The sequence below is a fragment of the Staphylococcus felis genome (assembly GCF_003012915.1).
Taxonomy (GTDB): domain Bacteria; phylum Bacillota; class Bacilli; order Staphylococcales; family Staphylococcaceae; genus Staphylococcus; species Staphylococcus felis.
The window spans coordinates 108377-131049 of record NZ_CP027770.1 but is presented as its reverse complement, the minus strand read 5'-3'; the positions used below and the strand labels follow the sequence as shown (position 1 = coordinate 131049).

Genomic DNA, 22673 nt, shown 5'->3' with positions numbered 1-22673 from the left:
ATATCTATTCTCATAGAATTTGTCCAACTAAGTGTAGACGATTCACTTTAATAAAATATTAGAAGAAGGTTTTCATAGAGGATATGATAATGCACAAAATGCAGCACTAGACTATGGATATCAAGTCTTATTAGCAATTCTTGCTAGGACAATAGTGAGCAAAGGCTACTTAACTGAATTAGGAATAAAGCATAAAAATGAATTTAACATGTATAACTTAGCATCCGACTTTATGGAGATTTTTAGACCACTTGTTGATTATTATGTTTTAAAAAATATTAAAGAAAAGTTTGAAACCAAAGAAAAAAGAGCCATACTTAATATATTAAATAAAAAATTAAAAATAGGACCTAAACAATACTATTTAGTAAATGCTATCGAAATTTATCTAGACAGTTTATTCAAATATTTATCAAGTGGAGATATTGAAGTGATTCGAATTCCAACTTGGACCTATTAAAGGAAGTGTGATGAGGTGAGATTTTTGAGGCTAATCATTATGTTCGATTTACCTGTAGAAACGTCACTTGAGAAACGCGCCTATCGACAGTTTGTTAAATTTTTAACGCATGAAGGTTACGTCAGAATGCAATACTCAATTTATAGTAAATTAATCTTCAATAGTAACACTTTAAAATATCAAATTGAAAAGCTTAAAGCGCATGTCCCATCAAGTGGTATGGTGCAAACGCTCGTAGTTACAGAAAACCAATTCTCAAATATGAACTATTTAGTAGGAGAACAACCTAAAGGACGTGTAGGATTAAGTTCAGAAAGAATGATTGAACTATGAAAATAGCTAGTGATGTCACAGAAGTTTTAGAGATTTATGAAGGTCAAACACATGTAATCAGTTTTTCTAATACGTCACTTTGTGAAACATTTATTGAAAGCTTTTTAAATTATCTTAACCGTAAACCATTAGTGGATCATCATTTTGCACATTTTATCACAGATCATTACGATACGATTAATGCGAAAAATTTCAAACCTATTATCTTGAATTGTGGGATCCTCAATATTTTAAGCGAAAAAGTAATTGAGGACCAAGTTTTCAAAAGGTTTGAAGATCAAATAATGTATGATGAACATACGCATATGGTTTTTCAAAAGTTTGAACAAAGTCTAAATACATTTAAGTATGCTTTAGAAATAAAAGATCCGTTTTATCAGATTGAAATACAAGACACATCATTTAAGTTAAAAAGATTGCTAAAGGTTTTTGGTCTTGAATTTCATCATAATTTAGAAAGTTTAAGTGAAATTAACAAAAGGAAATTATTTATCGATTTACTTAAAGACGATGATAAAGAAAATGTATTACTTATATTGTACCCAGAAGCATTTTTGGGGCTCAAAGATATTCAAAGATTTCTACAATTGATTAAAAGTTATCAACTCACAACCATTATAATTACAAATCATCCATCTATTATCATTGAGGAAGAAAATGTTTATTTATGCAAAAGCAATAAAGAGTGTCACTCAATCAAAGATATAAGGGAAGATCTAGAAATTCTTATGCCACAAGAAACAATTAATGACAAAACGGTTAGAATGATTGCTTATCATGAATTCATAGGTACAGATTTAAAAGAACTAGCACGATACTTTGAGTTTATTAATGATTACAATTAAGATATAATTGAATTTACTATGATAAATTAAAAACAACAAGCTTTATTCAATGTTTAACTTCTTAACTAAAAAGCTAAAACCTCAAAAATGGTAAAAACTATAGTGTGTATTTTTGAATTGTTTTAGAACCGCGATTATATAGAAAGAAGTAAAACATAAGCATGTGACTAAGAAAAGAGGAATAATTTTAGAACTATGATTATTTAGAAGGAAGTAAAACAATGTGGAATGCACTACAACATTAGCGGGTTTTAGAGCTATGATTATTTAAAAAGAAGTAAAACATGCCGGACTAATTGCTGAAGATGTTGAATGTTTTAGAACTATGATTATTTAGAAGGAAGTAAAACATACGCGCTTATTAAAAGTATAGGGTTATTGTTTTAGAGCTATGATTATTTAGAAGGAAGTAAAACATTTGTACGTTCGAATACAACGGCTACGTCGTTTTAGAACTATGATTATTTAGAAAGAAGTAAAACTACAGCTGAATTTATGCCTGCAGAAGTTGAGTTTTAGAACTATGATTATTTAGAAAGAAGTAAAACTTATGCCCTTGTTTAAATGGTCGTCACAGGTTTTAGAACTATGATTATTTAGAAAGAAGTAAAACTTCGCTAAAAGCTGTTATAACTGATATGATGTTTTAGAACTATGATTATTTAGAAAGAAGTAAAACAAGAAATGACGTTACCAGAGTTGATTGAGGTTTTAGAACTATGATTATTTAGAAGGAAGTAAAACTATTTTGTATTAATTCTTTACTACTGTTGTGTTTTAGAACTATGATTATTTAGAAGGAAGTAAAACGTTGATACCAACCCAGACCACCCGGAACATGTTTTAGAACTATGATTATTTAGAAGGAAGTAAAACCGTTGTTTTTTAATAAGTGAGGTGTGTAAAGTTTTAGAACTATGATTATTTAGAAGGAAGTAAAACACAGGTGCTAATGCAACCGCTGTATTATAAAGTTTTAGAACTATGATTATTTAGAAGGAAGTAAAACGTGTCGAAGTTAAACAAACTAGAAGTTTAAGTTTTAGAACTATGATTATTTAGAAGGAAGTAAAACACGTTTCATAAAAGATAAATCTGAAACTTTGTTCTAGAACTGTGATTATATAGAAAGAAGTAAAACATAAGTATGTGACTAAGAAAAGAGGAATAATTTTAGAACTATGATTATTTAGAAAGAAGTAAAACTTAGAAGAAACATGTATCACGTTAGTTAAGTTTTAGAGCTATGATTATTTAGAAAGAAGTAAAACATTGAAGATTACAAAAAGAAATTAGGTGAGTTTTAGAACTATGATTATTTAGAAAGAAGTAAAACCGTTGAATTTGAAAAACCTGGTGAGTACATGTTTTAGAACTATGATTATTTAGAAAGAAGTAAAACATAAACATGTAACACAAAAAAAGGGTACGGTTTTAGAACTATGATTATTTAGAAAGAAGTAAAACTGATTTTTGGTTAGGTCAACTTATGACAAGTTTTAGAACTATGATTATTTAGAAAGAAGTAAAACTTTTTGTTTTTCCTTCTAATGCACCGCCTTGTTTTAGAACTATGGTTATTTAGAAGGAAGTAAAACATATGCAAATTGCATCTTAAAATGGGCGCGTTTTAGAACTACGATTATTTAGAAAGAAGTAAAACTACCTTACGAATTAAAAGAGTTAGATCGTGTTTTAGAACCACGATTATTTAGAAAGAAGTAAAACATTTTTATTCGATACTTATTCTCGAATTACGTTTTAGAGCTATGATTATTTAGAAGGAAGTAAAACATGAGCCAGTTTTGTTTGATGCGCCACTTAGTTTTAGAACTACGATTATTTAGAAAGAAGTAAAACAGTACGTGTCGATTCATTTTAGAACGTTTGTTTTAGAACTACGATTATTTAGAAAGAAGTAAAACGATATTACACGTACAGCTTATGACGAAAAGTTTTAGAACTATGATTATTTAGAAAGAAGTAAAACTTAACTACTTCTTGCTCAACTGGTCTTCCGTTTTAGAACTATGATTATTTAGAAAGCAGTAAAACTGACGACCCTATCACTGACAAATTAGTTGGGTTTTAGAGCTATGATTATTTAGAAGGAAGTAAAACGATAAAATTGGGCTAATGTGGAAAGTGTTGTTTTAGAGCTATGATTATTTAGAAAGAAGTAAAACAACTCTGCAAATTATGAAATTGTCGAGTATGTTTTAGAACTACGATTATATAGAAAGAAGTAAAACATAAGCATGTGACTAAGAAAAGAGGAATAATTTTAGAACTATGATTATTTAGAAAGAAGTAAAACGAATTTAGAAAAACTCAAGAAGCTACGCAGTTTTAGAACTATGTTTATTTAGAATGAAGTATACCATTTTTTTCTGAATTTTTAGATATAATGATAATACTGGAATGACCAATTGATAATCAATAATCGAGAAATCTTAATGATACATGTCTTTTCTTTTCATTGATATAATGAAATGATATAGTCAAATATTTTTTAGAGAAGATTGTTTTATTTTATTAAGAAAGGGGAAGTTCGATGAAGTCTATTATTGCAAAACACGCTTTTAAATTGTCAGATGGGAATTTATTTGAAAAAGTGACACGTGAAAAACCAATAGTGAATGCTCATGAAGTAGGAATAGCTGTTCATGCATCAGGTGTGAATCCGATTGATACAAAGACGCGTCAAACACCACTTCAGACTGAAGCACGTGTATTAGGATATGAAGGGGCAGGTGTTGTTGAAGCAGTAGGTGAAGATGTGACACGTTTTAAAGTAGGGGATTGTGTGATGTTTGTCGGTGCACCTAAATGGGAAGGGTCGAATCAAACTTATCAAGTATTAGATGAAGCGTATATGACGCATTTACCTGAACAATTGACATTTGAAGAAGGTGCTAGTTTACCTTTAACGGCGTTTACAGCATATGAGACGCTATTTGATGTTTTTGGTATTTCAGAAAATCCAGAGCAAAATAAAGGTAAGACATTGCTCATTATTAATGGTGCAGGCGGTGTGGGATCCATCGCAACGCAAATTGCGAAAGCGTATGGGTTACAAGTCATAACGACAGCTTCTAGAGATGAAACGATGACGTGGTCTCGAAAAATGGGAGCTGATATAGTGTTAAATCATCGTGAAGATTTAGTTTCACAATTTGATGCACAACACTTACCGCAACCAGATTATATTTTCTGTACGTATGATACAGATATGTATTACGATGTGATGATCGATTTGATTAAGCCACGCGGACATATTATGACACTTGTGACATTTAAAGAAAAACAAGATTTAAATGCGTTGAAACAAAAAAGTGTGACATTAACGCACGAATCTATGTTTACACGATTGACTTATGAGATTGAAACGCAATATTATCAAAAGTATCTTGATGATTTGGCTTTAAAATTACAGGATGGCACGTATCAAGCGACGCTAACAGAGGTCTTAGAAGGCTTAACAACTGAGAATGTATATCGAGCACATGAAAAGATGGAGCATCAATCGCACGTTGGTAAGTTAGTCATAAAATTTTAGGTTAGTGATCAGGATTTAGGGAAAAAGAAGGAAAACAAATACAGAGGTGTTTTAATTTATGAAAACAAGCCGAGTAGGTGCCGTTTTTTGGGTTTCTTTAATATTGTGTACCGTTTTTGTATTAAGTGGCGCACTTTTCCCTAATGATATGGAAAATATGACGCAGAAGGTGACGGCGTGGATTTCCAAATATTTTAGTTGGTATTATTTACTTTTAGTTTTGGCGCTCTTTTTAGTGTGTCTTTACTTATTATTTTCAAGATATAGTCAGATTACGCTAGGTAAAGAAGGAGAAGAACCGGAATTTTCTTTAAAATCTTGGTTTGCGATGTTATTTAGTGCTGGGATGGGGATTGGCTTAGTTTTTTGGACAACAGCTGAACCCATTTCGCACGCTTTTAAGTCAGCCCCTATCCATCCATTGGGGACGCAAGAAGCGATTAATGATAGTTTTCAATTTGCTTTTTTTCATTGGGGTATACATGCGTGGGCGGTATATGGGATAGTCGCTCTCGTGTTTGCTTATTTTAACTATCATAAAGGTTATCCTGGTTTAGTCAGTGCGACGTTGACACCTTTGTTTGGGTATAAGCGTATGGCTGGGACGTTTGGTTACGTGCTTGATATTCTGGCGATTATTGCGACGGTGACAGGTGTTGCTGCAACGTTAGGATTTGGGGCACTCCAAATTGGCGAAGGTTTGAATTTTTTATTCAATATGCCATCTAACTTTACGACACAAGTTGTGATTATCGTTGTTGCGACGATTCTTTTTACGTGGTCGACATGGTCAGGTATTAGTAAAGGAATTAAGATTTTAAGTAATCTCAATATGTTGATTGCATTTATCGTGTTAGTGACTGTATTTATCGTAGGACCAACATTATATATTTTAAATACATTTACGAATGGTCTCGGTAACTATATCGCAAACTTTTTTGATATGAGTTTACGTATGCCGATTGACAATGATGAAAAGTTGAATTGGATGAAAAGTTGGACAGTTTTCTACTGGGCGTGGTGGATCTCTTGGGCGCCATTTGTAGGAATATTTATTGCGCGTGTTTCAAAAGGACGTACGATTAAAGAGTTTATTGTGGGTGTATTATTTGTCCCAGCATTTGTATGCTTTATCTTTTTTGCGGTATTTGGTGCGTCAGCAATTTATCTACAAGCGAATGGTATTGCAGACATCGCGCATGAAGCAACAGAAACAGCGACATTTGCGATGTTGTCTCACTTCCCACTTGGCTACGTTATTAGTATATTAACATTGATTGTGGTCATGATATTTTTTGTCACTTCTGCTGATTCAGCAACATATGTACTTGGGATGTTGAGTACAAAAGGTGATCATTTCCCAAAAAGTATAGTTAAGGTGAGCTGGGGCATAATGCTTGCATTATTTGCATTAATTATGTTGCTCACTGGTGGGACACAAGCTATCCAAAACTTGCTGATTATAGCGGCGTTACCATTTTCTTTTGTGATTATATTGATGGTATGGTCGTTATTCAAAGCACTCGCGGTTGAAAGACCACGTCTTAAAAAAGATTCATAATACATGAGGATGAGATATAAAGATTGAGGTTTAAAACGCACTAGGTCATAAGTGAGATAAGCCTATATCTATGATGTCTCATCTTTTTTTATCAATTTGGCACAATACAAAAATATTGTTGTCATACAGAAAAATAATCTTTGATATGTTTTTATTTGATAAGATTGGGTATTTTTAAGTGTAACGTAGAATGTGAGGTGACAGAAAAGATGAAAAGACTTAAGAATTTTATTTTAGGCTTATTGATTGTTGTAATTGTGGGCTTCTTATTATTCATGTACATAGATTATAAGCCTATAACACAATATCAAGATTACTTTTATCAATTCAATTGGTTTGAACCACTGTTAATTGGATTAGCTGCTTTTTTAATCTTAATTGGCTTGATTTTATTTTTTAGTACATTTAAACCGACCCATCGTAAGCCGGGACTGTACAAAGTGTATAGTGATGGTCATATATATGTATCTCGTAAATCCATCGAAAATACTGTATATGATACGATCAAAAAATATGACGATATTCGTCAGCCTAATGTTGTTTCTAAATTATATAACAAGAAAAACAATAGTTTTATTGATGTAAAAGCGGATTATCTAGTACCAACGAGTACGACAAATATCCAAACATTAAATGAACAAGTACGTGCCGATATTAAAGAAAGTGTCGAACGTTTTGCTGAACTACCAGTAAGAAAGCTTGAAATTAATGTACGCGATCAGAAAAAAAATCCAAATGCACCACGCGTTGTGTAAAGGAGGGGTCTTATGGCTAATCATGAACATAATCAAACTAGTCAAGATGCTGTTGAACAATTTGCAGTTAAGTTCAATAACTATAAATGGCGTATCATCGGCTTCTTCTTTTTCTTGATTATTGCAATTTTGTTTTTAACACTTGGCTTTTGGAAAACCATTTTAATTATCGTATTATGTTTAATCGGCATTGGTGTAGGGTATATTAAAGACCGTACACAAGATTTTTTAAATTTTCTAAATCGATTGAGTTGACAGATTTGAAAATATATTAAGTTTTGCGATCTAAAATTATTTAAAAGGAGTTTTTGACTATGGCAACTGAAAACAATAACGTGAAAGAATCATACAACAATCAAACAGGTGTAAATGAGAAAGAACGTCAAGAACGTGAATCTCAACAACCTGAGTTCAAAAACAGCTTAACATTCTCTGATGAAGTCGTTGAAAAAATCGCAGGTATCGCAGCTCGCGAAGTTAAAGGTATTCTTGATATGAAAGGCGGCTTTGTAGATAGCATTAGCGGTTCATTCACTAGTGGTAACAATGTAACACAAGGTGTAAGCGCTGAAGTTGGTGAAAAACAAGCTGCAATCGACTTAAAAGTGATCTTAGAATATGGTGAATCAGCACCAAAAATCTTCCGTAAAGTCACTGAACTTATTAAAGAACAAGTGAAGCACATTACTGGTTTAGAAGTTGTTGAAGTGAACATGCAAGTTGATGACGTGATGACACTTAAAGAATGGCAACAAAAAAATCAAAAAAATAAAGACAATAACGAAAATAAAGGATTACAATAATTCTAAAAGAGTTTGGGATATCAATCCCAAAATATAGCGTAGAGATGGTTCATGATTGAATCACCTCTACGCTTTTCCGTGCGCCCGGCATGGGTAACATCTTGACGGTGAAAGTCCGTTACAGGCTTGGTAGTAGGAACTGTTAGCGAAAGACAAGGGTGTCCATTGCGAAGTGGAATCTGAAGGAAGTCGGACGCAAACACTCGCACTGACGAACAGAAACATCATACAAGGCTATGTAGAATGGATGAATCTGCAGAACAAGATAAAGTCCAATACTACCCGAGTTCTATATAGTAAATGATGCGGTGGCATGAGTGGAAAGAGGTTACATCTTACCCGGGGAGGTCTCATCAGCGGTACTCTACCGTAGTAACAACGAATGATGAGAAGTCAGCAGAAGTCATAGTAGGGAAAATGTACCGAAGGACTGAACAATATTCAATACAAAGTAAAGATTGGAGGTTATAGATTTACGACGTACAGAATACGGTTTAATCGGCAGCTTATGGAAGGATAAGTAGTGGAACGAAAAAAAAGAATACATAAGTGTGTACAGTAAATCTTAGGTGAAATGAAAGAAATGTATCGTAAGTCTCCATCATTGATGGAGCTTGTTGTAAGACCAGACAACATAGAAAAAGCTATCAAGAAAGTTAAGAAAAACAAAGGTGCTCCTGGAATTGACGGCATGAAAGTCAGTGAACTTCGTGCTCACTTTGCGCAGTACTTTTCACAGATAACGAAAAAACTGCTTGAAGGCACATACCAACCTCAAGCAGTTCGAAAAGTGCAAATTCCCAAACCAAATGGGAAAATGCGTGTGCTTGGTATCCCTGTCGCTAGAGACAGGGTAATACAACAAGCGATTAAACAAGTGATTGAACCCAGCATCGACCGAACATTTTCGAATCATAGCCATGGTTTCAGACCTAATCGTAGCACAGGAACAGCACTTAAGCAATGCGCTATTTACTACGAAGAGGGCTATAAAATAGCCGTGGATTGTGATTTGAAACAGTGCTTTGACATGTTAAATCATGATAAGCTGATGTATTTGTTCGAACGCCATGTTCAAGATAAGTCAATTTCAACATTTATCCGTAGAAGTTTACAAGTAGGTGCCATTGACCTATCTGGCGAAGTCGCAGAAAGAAAGATAGGTGCACCACAAGGGGGCGTTATCTCTCCTTTACTATGTAATATCTATCTACATGAACTGGATAAAGAACTCGAAAAGCGTGGACACCGGTTTGTACGCTATGCAGATGACTTTGTCATCTTTGTACGGACAAAACGTGCAGGTGAACGCGTAATGATGAGTGTAACGAAATTCATTGAAAAGCAACTGAAGTTGGCTGTCAATGAAGATAAAAGCAGAATAGGAGCAGTCACACGTTTAAAGTTCTTGAGTTGTCTAATAACCAAGGTAAATGGGGTTTGTCGTTTCAGACCGACTACGGAAGCAAAAAGAAATTTAATACGCGTCTTAAGGAAAATAACGAAACGAAATAGACCCGGTACCTTTAAAGACATTATCACTGAAATTAACCAAGTGACGAGAGGCTGGATAAATTACTTTGGTAGAGGTTTTATCAGAGAATTTATTGGTATGTCAACAGATTTCTAGACAGTTTTTATAGAAACTATCTTTGTACGCTTTCGGCGTCAGATAATTTAATGCACTATGAGGTCGAATGTTGTTATACCAATTAACATAATCAAACAATTCGAGTTTTAAGTGATTAATAGATTTAAAATCATACTGTTTAATGAATTCAGTTTTTAACGCTTTAAATGTACTTTCAGCTACTGCGTTGTCATATGGACATCCTTTCATGCTTAAAGATCTTTTGATACCAAAGGTATCTAGTACATCATCAATCATGTGATTATCAAACTCTTTTCCTCTGTCAGTGTGAAACATTTGTACGTCTCTTAAATCGTGTCTAATGCTACTAAGTGCCTTGGATACAAGCGTGCTATCTTTCTTTGAGCCTGCGCTATGCCCAACAATCTCACGGTTAAAAAGATCAATAAATAAACATATGTAATGCCATTTTCCAGCCACTTTTACATATGTCAAATCACTGACAAGAACTTCCAATGGTTCTTTTCTATTGAAACTTTGATTTAATTCATTATTGATTTCGCGTTCACTTGAGCGAGAAGGAAATGATTTATACTTCGATGTCGTATAAGAAGATACTAATTTATTTGCTTTCATAATGCGTCCTATACGTCGTCTTGAGACATTTAAACCATTTTTGATAAGTTCATTTTTAATCCTTCTTGTTCCAAAACATTTGCGATTAGAATTGAAAATCTCGATAATTTTATCGCTAATTTCCTTATCTCGATCATCTTTTTCAACGTTGGGTGATTTGTTAATTTCGTAATAGTAACTACTTCTAGAGATTTGCAGGACTTTGCACATTGCTGATACTGAATATTTATTGGCATTCTTTCGAATGACATCTATTTTCGTCCCATGATCAGCGCTGCTTGCTTTAAAATATCATTTTCCATTTTCAATTGTTGATTTTCTTTACGTAATTTTCTTAGTTCTTTTTCTTCATTAGTTAAGTTATCTTGATGGTTAAATGAACCAGTATTTTGATGTTGCTTAATCCATTTCCCTAACGCCGAAGGTGTTAAATCATATTCACGAGCAATTTCATTTCTAGGCTTACCATTTTCATAAAGCTTTACCATTTGTAATTTAAATTCAGGACTAAAAGTTCTTCTTTCTCTTGTCATAAAAATCGCCTACTTTCTTAATTTAACAATATCTATTCTCATAGAATTTGTCCAACTAAGTGTAGACGATTCATATTGAAAACACGCAATCTTGGTTAAACCGCCGACTTAGACAACTCATACTTAAACGGTGGAAAAGAGTAAGAACTAAGTATAAGATGTTGCGCCAATATGGTCTTGACCATAGAAGTGCGATGAAAATCGCACAGTCTCGAAAAAAGTACTGGCGACTATCAAACACGCACGAGGTTCATCGTGCACTTACAACAAAACAACTCTACAAGTGGGGACTGATACCATTAACCCAGCTTGCAGAGTTGGCTTACGCAAGATATTGAACCGCCGAGTACGGAACCGTACGCTCGGTGGTGTGAGAGGACGAGTAGTCAATTAATGGCTACTCTCCTACTCGATTTTATCAATCATTCGTATTGTTTGGCTCGCATTTTCTAGGGGACGGGTCGGGGCCCGGTCTCGACGCTCATCCTATTCCCTCAGGCGTCTCGCCAACAATACGACGTGATATACGTATAATTTTACATTAAAATACTTTTAAAAAAGACACTTTCGTATCATTGAATTAAAGAAAAAACTTCGAGATTTTTCGTAATTTCTTACGAAAACCTCGAAGTTTTTCAATTACTGAGATATTTTGGCTCTCAGTCAAATTGGACTGAGAGCATTAAATTAAGGCGTTATGCAATAATGGATTGTTTAACTCCTTTTCGTTGTGTGATCATAAAGTCTTGAACATTAATGCCTCTTTTAATACGACATAAATCAGTAAAATTGAGTTGGTAAGTCATATTTTATAACTTAGGGATGTGAATAAATATAGCACATTTGATTGATTCCTAAGCCGAGACTTCTGAGGTGCCTAGAAAAGCGAGGCTTTATGGAACAATCAAATAAATGAAATTATTTATACACCAGTCCGATTTACTATAGAACCGATATTTATATCCCAGTTCCTTTTTGTGAAATAATTTATGCTGAGTGTCGATGTGTTTTGGGTGATTTAAGTGAAATCACAATTACTAATGCCATAACGCCTAATAATGAAGCGATATAAAGTGTCGCAAATAAACTGATGTGTGATACGATAATACCACCAAGTAAAGCGCCAAAGCCAATACCTGCATTAAGAGCGGACATATTCCAGCTCATTACGTGGCTGTGATCGCCTTGTGCTTGATCAATAAGTCCTGATTGTATTGCGGGGTTGGTACTCCATTGAATGATGTGCCAAATAAATAAAAAGAGGAGTAACCAGATACTTGTAGACCACAACTGATTAAGTATAAGCATAATCGCAATAAAGCAAGATACGCTGATCAATAGCCATTTTTTAGGTGAAAGTCGATCGGTGAGATAGCCACCCATCGATGTTCCAAGCATACCTGCAATACCAATCACTAATAGAGCCAATGACACAAATTGAATTGTATGATCGCCTGATAAAATCAATGGATTAATATAAATATAGGCTGCAGAATTCGCTGTTAAAACGATAAATGTAATGGAGAGCAGCTTGAAAATTTCCCTTTTGTGATGCAATGGTTGTTTTGTAGATGTAACAGGTTCTTCGTGATGTGTAGTTAATTGTTTAGGTAAATAGACAGCAAGTAAAATCCCTGCTAATACACCAACTGCAATAATCATTCCAAATGTAAAACGCCAGCCTAACCAGTCTCCAATCAATGTTCCTATCGGTACGCCAAATACATTTGAGCCACTAAAACCAGTGTAAACAATACCTAACATTTTACCTCGATGTTCAGGTCTTGATAAAACAACAGTGACAGCTAGTATTTTGACTACGATTAATGCTGCAGCGGCTGATGAAATGATGCGGCCAATAATTAAAATGACAAAGTTTGGAGAGAGTGCAATCATTAAATTGCCAATGACAAAAAAGACGATAGCACTTAGTAAGACGACCTTAGGTGAATATCTGGACGTGAGTTTAACGAGGATAGGGCCTGTTAATGCAAAGGTAAAGGCATATATGGTTACGAGTTGACCTATCCAAGCTTCCGATACATTCAAATCTGCACTCATCAGATTCATAATCCCTGCTACAACCAATTCAACCATTCCGACAATAAAAATACTCAGCATAAAAGTAATTGTACGCATGATTGTCATAAGTTGCACTCCTTTGTATGTCGCTAAAGGTTTTTAAAACCTATTAATAAGAAAAGATGAATATCGTATCATGATTCAATATCTGTATCAATAAGAGTCGCATTGAATCCATACTTACAAAGTTTATCACAATGAAATTGATGTGTCGAAGTTTTGAAATAAAAAATAACGCAAAATAGAGACTTGGATGCTATTGATATATACATCAAAATCCAAGCCTCTATTGTTACATTACTCAAAAGTATAAAATACGTTACTTGAAATCATTGAAATGGCATATTACTAGTCGTTTGTTTGCATCGTCATTTGCAATGGATTTTGCACTTTAATATACGTGTATTCATGTGCTTCATCAAGGAGTCGCATTGTAGTTACGCATTTATAATCAATCGTTTCGCTAAAGAAAACGCGCTCTATTTCTTTTATGCGTGATGGGTCAAGTGAACTATCGTAAAAGACAGTAAATAGCGCTTTGATTCGTGTACTTACTTGATTCCATAATAACTGTTCTAAGTCTGGGTGAACGTAGTGTTTGACAATTGCTGCAACGAGTTCTCCAAGGTGGTTTTGAACAGTTGAATAAAAAGCTTTATTAAATACAGATGTTTGACTATCTGTTAGGATACGTGATTTCTCATGAAAAGCCTTTGTTGTGTAGCCAGCTTTTTCGAGTTGAGCTGTATCGATTCGTAAACCTTCAAAGTCACGAACGAGCATTTTTTTAAGCGAGCCATTGTTTTGATCGATAACAGCTATCGTATTTTGAAGGTGTGCTTCAAGACCGATACCGTATTTGACGAGTAACGGTACGACAAAATCAATCAGTGCTGTCGCATAAGTGTTAAACCATTGACAGATAGCTTCTATTTCATCTAAATCAGTGTGCTGTTGCATATAACGTTGAATCAAGTCAATGACAAGTGGTGTTTGGGTCTTGATGTTTGATGCTACTAGACTTGATGCAATGAAAGGCAATTCATCTTGATCAACATAGTGATATATATTCTTACGGTACAATGTGCCTAATTGCTCGCTGAGTCGCTCTTGTTCATCTTTGTCTGCTTGTGACTCATAAAAGTGAGCCCCCGCAACTTCTGATACATGTGTGGCTGCAACGGTATCAAACCAACAATCTTGATAAACAATATCATCCAAAATATGACTGACGAGTGGACCGTTATGTGTCGTTTGTTCAGACAATGTACGAATTTCACCTGTAATATGCACATTGGTTGATAACTTAATGTGTGGTGAAACATCTGGTAATTCAGGCATTAACGTGCGGAATGATAAGCCGGCATAATACGTACGCGTCAAATCAATAGGTATGATGCGTCGCGATGCCAATGCGTTTGAATAATCTTTATGCATCACGTGATGATACTGCCAAGGGTGGACAATCATCACCTGATAATCATCGAGATTTTCTTTATCTGTTAATGCTTGCTCTGCTGATTCCAAAAGTCCTTGAAACATATCGAATACTGTATTTGAGTAGGCTTGGTGTACGCCTTGCACACGAACAATATCTTGATGTACAAGAATAAATTTGAGCTCAATAGGATGGCCGTACTCTGACGCATATTGAATGGTTTCATTTGTTGTCATCCCTTTACGCAATTTAGCGCCTGGGTGAAGCGGATGTCCTTCAGTGACAAGCTGTTCTGAAGTAAGGTATGGATCAGCTTGTGATTCTATATATTCAATTAAAGAATGGGGACGGCGGTTTAATTGTTGATAACTCATTGCCATAATCATATGCGCGGCGCTATTTTCTAGGTCATCTTGAAATTGTTCTGCCGCTTCTCCACCCAATGCTTTATCTTCTTGAATAATGATATCTAAAACGTCATTCGGATGTGCGATACGTTCATACGCATTTCCTTTTTTCCAATAAAATGGACCTTGAACATCAATGCGGTTAAAAGCATGACGTCCAGTGATTTGTGTACAAATCGTTTGATCGGTATATGTAAAATGAATTGTTAAAACCTCTCCAGAATGAATAGGTGAATGTGTCATTTGATGCGCTCCCATAATGCGCGCGTGATCAAACCCTTGAACTAAATTTTCGCGATAAATCGAGCTCACAAGTCGAGCGGTAATTTTATCGCGACCGATTTGAACGTGATTGAGAAAGGCGTTAGCCCATTCTTCATTTTGTTCAATCAAGGTATCATAACATTCTTTTTCATCTTTGGTTAATTTTATTAAATCATCTTTTAATACATTTTCCTTTGAATACATTAGAGCACCTCGTTCTTTTTATTTTACAAATGCAACGATGATTCGTATAATCCATAATATCGGAAATGAGAATGATTATCAATTAAAGAGGAGTGATTGATTTTGGCAAAGTGGTTTTTTCCAAGTTCTTTTTTCTTATTTTTAGGGAATTGGACTGGACAAATTGCTTTAAATTGGTACGCGTATCAAGTGAATCATAACGCTTTAGATCTTGCCTTTATTAACTTTTTTAGGTTAGCACCTATCTTTGTTCTAAGTTTATGGGCAGGTGCTATTGCAGATCGTTATTCACGAAGTACATTAATTAAAGTGAGTGTTACGTGTTCATTAGTAACGACAACTGCGCTTACAGTAATGATTATAACAGGCGATGTATCAATGTACATACTTTATATTTATGCTTTAATGCGAGGTGTGATTAGCGCGATTGAGACACCTGTTCGTCAAGCGATTCTACCTGATATATCAAAGCGTTTAACGATTTCTAAGGCGGTAGCGTATCATTCGTTTATTTTGAACATTTGCCGTTCAATTGGTCCTGCAATCGCCGGATTTCTAATCGCATTTTCTGGAGTGAAGGCTGCATTTATCGCACAGTCACTCTGTTATGTGGCATCTCTTATCATGAGTATGCCCCTTGATATCAAAACAAAACAAGTCGTTGAAAAATCAAAGTTTTCATTATCAATTGCATGGCGCTATTTTAAGCAACATCATTCAGGTCGGCGCTTGATGATGACATCATTTTTAATTATGGCGACAGGTTATTCATATACGACACTAATGCCGATTCTGACAGATTTTCGATTTCCTAATGATGCTACAGTGTTTGGAACGGCTATGACGTTTAGTGCAGTGGGTGGAATTGTGGCGACACTCTGTATCCCAACTGTGTTGAAGCATGTTAAGGTAACACAACTTTACTATATCAGCTCGATTCTATTTGGTGTTGGACTTGTGCTCATCGATCCAGCTGGTGTGTATGCATTATTTTTAGTGATATTTTTAGTCGGCTTATGTGGCCAACTTGCAAGAACATCTAACCGTATTTATTTTCAAAATGATAGTGATCCTGAACATAGAGGTAAAATATTAAGTGTGGTCATGATGGATAGAGGAATGATTCCGTTAGGGGCGATGCTGATGAGTTTAATCTCTGAAGCGATAGGCATTATTCAAACATTTTTATTAATGGGTATTGCGACAATTGTGATTGCGACAGTAGGATATATCATTCATATTAGTTTTAATGGAGGCGTGAAACATGAGCGTTAATCATCAAAAAAAAGCAGAGCAAAATATTCAATATCGTGTATTATTAGCATGTGTTAAGGAATCCTTATTCCCTGATGATACACGAACGACGATTCAAAATGGCAGTATCAAAATCCAAAGACATCAACATTGTATTCATGTTGAATATGAAACAAGAAGTGCATTTTATCAATTTGAATTGAATGGACCCATAACGTATACATGTGGTCAACATAGTCAAGCTATCACGTCATTAGATGAACTGATGGATGTGCTCAAAATGCATTTTGACATTCATTTCCACGAACGCCTAATGGATGAGCTTCATTCGAGTTGTCTCGGCTTAACGTTGAGTTATGAACAATATGCACAACGTCAAACAGCGATACAACATTCATTGAAGTTTTCAAGGATGCCGAATACGCTCAATTTCTTATCGTGGTTGTTGCATATGAATGACGATGAACACTTTTCTGGTTTAGGGTATACAGAAGGAATGGTCTGGGAAGGTCATCCATCACATCCTCTTACTAAAACGAAATTGCCATTGACTAAGGATGAGATGAAACGTTATGCACCTGAATTTATGAAGATCATCCCGCTTAGAGTAGTACTCGTTCATCAATCTTTCTTGAATGAAACGTCAATGAATGAAGAGAGCGACTTCGTATTAAATCGAATTATACCAGAGTTAAAAACCCAGCTTCATCATTTTATGGCATCATTCGATTATCCATTAGAGGTGTATAAAGTCATGTTTGTACATCCATGGCAATACGAAAATGTGATTGTCAAACAGTTTGAAGATGAAATTGAAAAGCATCTTGTCATCCCTACGCCCCATACTGTAGAGAGTAAGGCGACATTATCATTTAGAACGATGGCACTTGTCCATAAACCGTATCACATTAAACTACCCGTCAATATCCAAGCAACGAGTGCAGTCAGAACGGTTTCAACTGTGACGACGGTAGATGGTCCGAAGTTAAGTCATCAGCTTCAAGATATGCTTGAAATATATCCATCATTAAAAGTAGCAGCAGAACCATATGGTGCATATGTTGATGTTGAAAAAGATTTGGCACGTCAATTTGCAATGATTGTACGTTATGCACCGTCTCATCAAATAGAAGAGGACATTCAAATTGTAACAGCGGCGTTAACACAATATAATCCAGTAGATCATCAAGTGACGGTAGATAGTTTAATTGAACATATCTACGGGGAAGTGAATTCGTCGACGATTCAAACCTTTATTCGACACTATGCTGAGCGCCTGATTACACCGCTTATCGGTTACATTCAAACATATGGTATTGCACTTGAGGCGCATCAACAAAATACAATATTACAGCTAGACAAAGATACACATGAATTTTCATTCATTGTGAGGGACTTAGGGGGAGCGCGTATTGATATAGACACATTAAGCCAAACAGTACCTAATATCGAAGTGACGAATCAAAGTCTTGTTGCTGATTGTATTGAAGATGTTATTGCTAAGTTCCAACACGCCGTTATTCAAAATCAACTTGGTACGTTAATCCATCATTTTCACCATAAGTATGATGTCTCTGAAGAAGCTTTATATCAAATCGTTAAAGAAACGACTGAACGAGCAATTCGAAATCACTTGAGACACGCTGATGCATTACGAGAGGTATTGTTTGGGCATAGGATTACAGTGAAAGCACTTTTAAATATGCGCATGCAACAAAAGGTGAAAAAATATGTACAAATCCAGCTTGATAATCCATTAAAAGGTGAGGTGTAGTGGATGGCTCAACTGCATATTAATTTAAGCAAGTTAAAATACAATGCGCTCATGTTACAGCGATTGTTAAGTGAACGTGGTATCGAAATGATTCCAGTAACTAAAGGTGTTGCTGGTGATAGTGTTATCGTTTCGATGTTGCATGATGCAGGGTTTGAGTGTGTTGCAGAATCAAGGGTCAATCTTATTAAACAACGAGATGATTTGAAGTATATGATTATAAAAGGAGCACATCAAGATGAACTAGAGGAAATCGTTGATAAAAGTAAGGTCAGTATTCAAACTGAACTTTCGACGATTAAGGCACTCAATAAGATTGCGATATCAAAAGGAGTCACGCATCATATTTTATTAATGATTGATTGGAAAGATGGTCGAGAAGGTGTATTGACATATGAAGTAGCGCAAATGATTAAGGAAATTGTACCTCTAAAAGGCATTTATTTAAAAGGGGTTGCATTCAACTTTATGTGTTTTCGTCCGCTACCACCATCAGAAGATGATTTGCCGTATATACATCACTTTATCGATAATATCGAGAAAAGAATGGGATATCGTCTTAACACTATTTCTGGTGGTAATTCAAGTATGTTAACTTTAGCAATGTATAGTGACTTAGGGCGAATTAATCAATTGAGAATTGGTGAAACATGGCTTAGAGGTTATGAAACTTCTTATGGTATGCGTGTATCACAACTTTATGAAGACGCTTTTTTACTAGAAGGACGTATCATTGAGATTAAACCTCGTCTGAACATTGAGACGCATCAGTCCTATATGCAAGCATTAGTAGACATTGGTCAGCTCGACACACATATCGAAGGATTGGCGCTTACTGATTCTAAACTGAAAATAGTCGGAAGTACGAGTGATATTATGTTAATTGATATTGGCATAGCGGATTATTATCAATTAGGAGATCGTATTACATTTAAAATGAGCTACAATGCCATTGCCCATAGTATGCATGTGCCTCAGTTAAAAAAGTGTTATCACAAAGATGAAGGGATAGAAGCCTTACTGAAAGGATTTTATCGATCAAAAGTTAATAACTTTTCAAAACAATGTTGACAATGAGAATCGTTATCAATTAATATAGGTGTATAGTGTTCAATACATAATAAAGGAGAGACGCACAGTGAGAGGTAAAAAGTTTATAGGTTTAGCATTATTACTTGCAGTGATGCTTATTGTAGCTGCATGTGGTAGTGTCAGTGATTCAGGAAATTCTGACAAAAAAGAAAGCTCAAATAGTTCAGATAAAGGTGTGACAATTCAGCATGATGGTGGTACAACAAAGATTACGAAAGAACCTAAACGTGTTGTAGCACTTGAGTACTCATTTGTTGATTCACTTGTCGCATTAGGTGTAAAACCAGTTGGTATAGCAGATGATGGCGATAAAAATAATATTATTGAGCCAATTCGTAAAAATTTAGGAGATTATAAATCAGTAGGTGCGCGTAAACAACCTAATTTAGAGGTTATTAGTGAATTAAAACCAGATTTAATTATAGCTGATAACAATCGTCATAAAGGGACTTACGATCAATTGAACAAAATCGCACCAACTATTTTATTACCAAGTTTAGATTCTGACTACAACGAGAATATCGAAGCTTTCAAAACAATCGCAAAAGCTTTATCTAAAGAAGATCAAGCTGACAAACGTTTGAAAGAACATCAAGAAAAGATAGATAGCTATAAAAAAGATATTACGATGAATAAAGACTTAAAAGTGCTTCCGGCAGTTATTTCTCAATCAGGTTTTCTTGCACATGCAGACAAATCATATGTCGGCCAATTTTTACACGAGCTTGGTTTTAAAGAAGCATTAACAAAAGAAGTATCAGATCAACTCCCAGAATATTTAAATGCACCATATTTAAATATGAACTCAGAGCAATTAGCAGAAGTTAATCCTGAGCGCATGTTTATCATGGTGAATGGAGAAGATGATCCATTTTATGCTAAAATGAAAGAAGATTCTGTGTGGAATAATATTGATGCGGTCAAAAATAATCGTGTACACGTTGTTGATCGTTTAACATGGGCGAAGTCACGTGGTTTAATTTCATCTGAAGAGATTGCAAAAGAGCTTGCTGAAATTTCTAAAGAAGAAAGCAATAAGAACTAATCGTTTCGTCGTTTAAATAAAGGTGATATCTTATGTCAAAATCAACTTCATCAATTCAAGACGGACATCACCAAAGAAAACGTAATACGCTCACATTTATTGTGAGCGTATGTTTTCTTATTTTTGCAGTGTATTTAAATCTTGCAATGGGTTCGTCAGATATTAATTTTAAGTCACTTGTGGATTATGTGTTTCACCTTCAAGAGACACAACAAACATTTTTAATACATAATGTACGTATGCCGCGTATGCTTGGTGCTTTACTACTTGGTGCTGCGCTTGCAGTTGCAGGTGTTTTGATGCAGGCTATTACACGTAATCCTCTCGCATCGCCACAAATTTTTGGTGTGAATGCGGGTGCGTCGTTTATGGTTGTTTTAATTACAGTTTTACTACCTGGTTTGGCTGCAAATTCTGTCATTTACGCTTTTATAGGCGCCTTCTTGGGTGGTTTGGCAGTGTATGTCTTAGCGGATGCAACGAAAGGCATGACGCCCGTTAAGCTTGCTTTAGCAGGGATGACGATTCATTTATTTTTTACAAGTTTAACACAAGGTATTATTTTGTTGAATGAGGATGCGACAACGACAGTTATGTTTTGGTTAGTAGGAGCAATCCACACTATTAAATGGCCAAATATTATACAAATACTGCCATGGATAATAGGAGGACTCACTGCGGCATTATTGTTATCCCGACAATTGGCAATACTTGATTTAGGTGACCAAATGGCAACAGGTTTAGGTCAAAATACAAAGTTAATTCGTGCACTGTCTGGCCTTATTGTAGTTGTGTTAGCAGGCTCAAGTGTTGCAGTAGCAGGACCTATAGGATTTGTAGGTTTAATAGTGCCTCATATCGTAAAATACTATGTGAGTCGAAATTACTTTTTAATCATTTTATTATCTATGATTATGGGTGCGAATCTCTTGTTAATTTCGGATGTCATGAGTCGGTTGATTGCATATCCGTTTGAATCACCAATAGGCATTGTAACGTCATTTGTCGGTGCATTGTACTTCTTATTCATTACAATGAGAGGAGTGAAATCACGATGAATATTAATTATGCAAAGCGCTATATCATCGTTATTTTGTTGCTCATTGTTTGTTCGATTTTAAGCCTAGGTGCTGGTGCGGTATATATTTCGCCCCAAGACGTGTTGTCAGAAGTGTTGACTGGTCAAAACTTTATCTTGCAAGAGTATCGATTGCCTAGGATGTTTTTAGGTATTTTAGTAGGAGCAGCTTTATCTATTTCGGGAGCGGTGATACAAGGGATTATTCGTAATCCACTTGCTTCTCCTGACGTAATAGGGATTACTAAAGGTGCGAGTTTAACAGCTGTCATTGTTATTATCGTATTTCCAACAGCGCCTCTTTTTGTGCTACCAGTTGCCTCATTTGTCGGTGCGATTATCATTAGTATTATTTTGTCCTTACTCATTAGCTATAAAGGGGTTAAAGGCTCACAATTAGCGCTTATAGGTATGGCAATCGGTGCAATCGCGATGGCACTCGTTCAATACTTATTAATTCGAAATCCAATGGAGGCGAACATTGCATTAGTGTGGTTAACAGGAAGTCTATTTGGGCGTTCTATGCAACATGTTTATACTATTTTACCGTGGCTTATCATTGCAATCCCATTAATTATTGCAAATAGCCGAAAGTTAGATGTTTTACATTTGGGTGAAGATGTTGCGACGGCTATCGGAACACATGTCAATCGCACAAAGATGATCTTGCTTTTAGCTGCTGTTATGTTAGCAGGGGCGGCTATATCTGTTGTTGGTGGATTGAGTTTCTTAGGTTTGATTGCCCCTCATATTGCACGGAGTATTGTTGGTCATAAACATTTGCATATTATTATCATGTCCGGATTGATTGGTGGATTACTCATGGTATTTGCAGATGGTTTAGCACGTGTGATTGCCCCACCTATTGATATTCCAGTTGGCGTCTTAATTGCAATCATAGGTGCACCGTATTTCTTATATGTATTACGTAAAATGTGATTTTTTAATATGCGTAAAAG

At 35.2% G+C, this 22673-nt stretch carries 17 protein-coding genes, 2 pseudogenes and 1 CRISPR repeat array; of the genes and pseudogenes, 16 read left to right on the top strand and 3 right to left on the bottom strand.

Annotation, left to right across the window (positions count from 1 at the left end; translation table 11 throughout):
- Positions 1-40 precede the first annotated feature (40 nt).
- The 9 genes and pseudogenes from cas1 to ltrA all read left to right on the top strand — a co-directional run.
- Positions 41-460 carry a type II CRISPR-associated endonuclease Cas1 gene (gene cas1, locus C7J90_RS00650; protein WP_106465071.1) on the top strand — a complete coding sequence of 140 codons (420 nt, stop codon included), beginning with the start codon at positions 41-43 and terminating at the stop codon, positions 458-460.
- Positions 461-499: 39 nt separating this feature from the next.
- Positions 500-793 carry a CRISPR-associated endonuclease Cas2 gene (gene cas2, locus C7J90_RS00645; RefSeq protein ID WP_103210814.1) on the top strand — a complete coding sequence of 98 codons (294 nt, stop codon included), beginning with the start codon at positions 500-502 and terminating at the stop codon, positions 791-793.
- Entirely contained in the window at positions 790-1638 is an 849-nt protein-coding gene (locus C7J90_RS00640) for a hypothetical protein (protein ID WP_106465070.1), read from the top strand. The genes cas2 and C7J90_RS00640 overlap by 4 nt, the downstream gene beginning before the upstream one ends.
- A gap of 119 nt (positions 1639-1757) precedes the next feature.
- A CRISPR array of direct repeats spans positions 1758-4020; the repeat unit is 36 nt; unit sequence GTTTTAGAACTATGATTATTTAGAAAGAAGTAAAAC.
- A 172-nt stretch (positions 4021-4192) separates the two neighbouring features.
- Positions 4193-5197 carry a zinc-binding alcohol dehydrogenase family protein gene (locus C7J90_RS00635; RefSeq protein ID WP_103209239.1) on the top strand — a complete coding sequence of 335 codons (1005 nt, stop codon included), beginning with the start codon at positions 4193-4195 and terminating at the stop codon, positions 5195-5197.
- A gap of 58 nt (positions 5198-5255) precedes the next feature.
- The gene (locus C7J90_RS00630; RefSeq protein ID WP_103209237.1) at positions 5256-6758 is read left to right on the top strand and encodes a BCCT family transporter; all 1503 of its coding nucleotides are present in this window, start codon (positions 5256-5258) and stop codon (positions 6756-6758) included.
- A gap of 209 nt (positions 6759-6967) precedes the next feature.
- Positions 6968-7513, top strand: coding sequence for an alkaline shock response membrane anchor protein AmaP (amaP, locus tag C7J90_RS00625; protein ID WP_103209236.1), 546 nt, complete (start codon positions 6968-6970; stop codon positions 7511-7513).
- 12 nt (positions 7514-7525) lie between these two features.
- Positions 7526-7768, top strand: a complete 243-nt coding sequence (locus C7J90_RS00620; protein ID WP_103209234.1) for a DUF2273 domain-containing protein — start codon at positions 7526-7528, stop codon at positions 7766-7768.
- Positions 7769-7827: 59 nt separating this feature from the next.
- Positions 7828-8316, top strand: coding sequence for an Asp23/Gls24 family envelope stress response protein (locus tag C7J90_RS00615; protein ID WP_103209233.1), 489 nt, complete (start codon positions 7828-7830; stop codon positions 8314-8316).
- A 583-nt stretch (positions 8317-8899) separates the two neighbouring features.
- Positions 8900-9925, top strand: a pseudogene (ltrA, locus tag C7J90_RS00610) (group II intron reverse transcriptase/maturase); the annotation flags it as partial.
- A gap of 6 nt (positions 9926-9931) precedes the next feature.
- Here the strand turns inward: ltrA and C7J90_RS00605 are convergent.
- A protein-coding gene (locus tag C7J90_RS00605) for an IS3 family transposase (RefSeq protein ID WP_103209691.1) occupies positions 9932-11076 on the bottom strand; the annotation gives its coding sequence in 2 pieces (ribosomal slippage) (positions 9932-10830 and positions 10830-11076; 1146 coding nt in all).
- A 68-nt stretch (positions 11077-11144) separates the two neighbouring features.
- Here C7J90_RS00605 and C7J90_RS00600 point away from each other — a divergent pair.
- Positions 11145-11414: pseudogene (locus tag C7J90_RS00600) on the top strand (group II intron reverse transcriptase/maturase); the annotation flags it as partial.
- A 649-nt stretch (positions 11415-12063) separates the two neighbouring features.
- Here C7J90_RS00600 and C7J90_RS00595 read toward each other — a convergent pair.
- Both C7J90_RS00595 and C7J90_RS00590 read right to left on the bottom strand, forming a co-directional pair.
- The gene (locus tag C7J90_RS00595; protein WP_103207939.1) at positions 12064-13224 is read right to left on the bottom strand and encodes an MFS transporter; all 1161 of its coding nucleotides are present in this window, start codon (positions 13222-13224) and stop codon (positions 12064-12066) included.
- Positions 13225-13506: 282 nt separating this feature from the next.
- A complete protein-coding gene (locus tag C7J90_RS00590; protein ID WP_103207941.1) occupies positions 13507-15471 on the bottom strand; it encodes an IucA/IucC family protein in 1965 nt (654 codons plus the stop codon).
- Positions 15472-15573: 102 nt separating this feature from the next.
- On the opposite strand from C7J90_RS00590, the gene C7J90_RS00585 reads away from it, so the two are divergent.
- The 6 genes from C7J90_RS00585 to C7J90_RS00560 all read left to right on the top strand — a co-directional run bounded on the left by C7J90_RS00585 (position 15574) and on the right by C7J90_RS00560 (position 22653).
- The gene (locus tag C7J90_RS00585; protein WP_103207942.1) at positions 15574-16746 is read left to right on the top strand and encodes an MFS transporter; all 1173 of its coding nucleotides are present in this window, start codon (positions 15574-15576) and stop codon (positions 16744-16746) included.
- Complete coding sequence (locus C7J90_RS00580) at positions 16736-18499, top strand: IucA/IucC family protein (protein ID WP_103207944.1); 1764 nt, start codon at positions 16736-16738, stop codon at positions 18497-18499. Before C7J90_RS00585 ends, C7J90_RS00580 begins: the two co-directional genes overlap by 11 nt.
- A gap of 3 nt (positions 18500-18502) precedes the next feature.
- Positions 18503-19570: an alanine racemase gene (locus tag C7J90_RS00575; protein WP_103207946.1), complete on the top strand. Its 1068-nt coding sequence runs from the start codon at positions 18503-18505 to the stop codon at positions 19568-19570.
- Between the two features lie 67 nt (positions 19571-19637).
- Positions 19638-20636 carry an ABC transporter substrate-binding protein gene (locus C7J90_RS00570; RefSeq protein WP_103207948.1) on the top strand — a complete coding sequence of 333 codons (999 nt, stop codon included), beginning with the start codon at positions 19638-19640 and terminating at the stop codon, positions 20634-20636.
- 32 nt (positions 20637-20668) lie between these two features.
- Positions 20669-21694, top strand: a complete 1026-nt coding sequence (locus C7J90_RS00565; RefSeq protein ID WP_103207949.1) for a FecCD family ABC transporter permease — start codon at positions 20669-20671, stop codon at positions 21692-21694.
- Entirely contained in the window at positions 21691-22653 is a 963-nt protein-coding gene (locus tag C7J90_RS00560; RefSeq protein ID WP_103207951.1) for a FecCD family ABC transporter permease, read from the top strand. The genes C7J90_RS00565 and C7J90_RS00560 overlap by 4 nt, the downstream gene beginning before the upstream one ends.
- Positions 22654-22673: the final 20 nt, after the last annotated feature.

Coding starts and splice junctions, on each gene's coding strand:
- C7J90_RS00580 (WP_103207944.1), top strand. CDS start 16,736: ATGAGCGTTAATCATCAAAAAAAAGCAGAGCAAAATATTCAATATCGT.
- C7J90_RS00595 (WP_103207939.1), bottom strand. CDS start 13,224: ATGACAATCATGCGTACAATTACTTTTATGCTGAGTATTTTTATTGTC.
- C7J90_RS00615 (WP_103209233.1), top strand. CDS start 7,828: ATGGCAACTGAAAACAATAACGTGAAAGAATCATACAACAATCAAACA.
- C7J90_RS00590 (WP_103207941.1), bottom strand. CDS start 15,471: ATGTATTCAAAGGAAAATGTATTAAAAGATGATTTAATAAAATTAACC.
- C7J90_RS00640 (WP_106465070.1), top strand. CDS start 790: ATGAAAATAGCTAGTGATGTCACAGAAGTTTTAGAGATTTATGAAGGT.
- C7J90_RS00575 (WP_103207946.1), top strand. CDS start 18,503: ATGGCTCAACTGCATATTAATTTAAGCAAGTTAAAATACAATGCGCTC.
- C7J90_RS00630 (WP_103209237.1), top strand. CDS start 5,256: ATGAAAACAAGCCGAGTAGGTGCCGTTTTTTGGGTTTCTTTAATATTG.
- C7J90_RS00620 (WP_103209234.1), top strand. CDS start 7,526: ATGGCTAATCATGAACATAATCAAACTAGTCAAGATGCTGTTGAACAA.
- C7J90_RS00565 (WP_103207949.1), top strand. CDS start 20,669: ATGTCAAAATCAACTTCATCAATTCAAGACGGACATCACCAAAGAAAA.
- amaP (WP_103209236.1), top strand. CDS start 6,968: ATGAAAAGACTTAAGAATTTTATTTTAGGCTTATTGATTGTTGTAATT.
- C7J90_RS00560 (WP_103207951.1), top strand. CDS start 21,691: ATGAATATTAATTATGCAAAGCGCTATATCATCGTTATTTTGTTGCTC.
- cas2 (WP_103210814.1), top strand. CDS start 500: ATGTTCGATTTACCTGTAGAAACGTCACTTGAGAAACGCGCCTATCGA.
- C7J90_RS00635 (WP_103209239.1), top strand. CDS start 4,193: ATGAAGTCTATTATTGCAAAACACGCTTTTAAATTGTCAGATGGGAAT.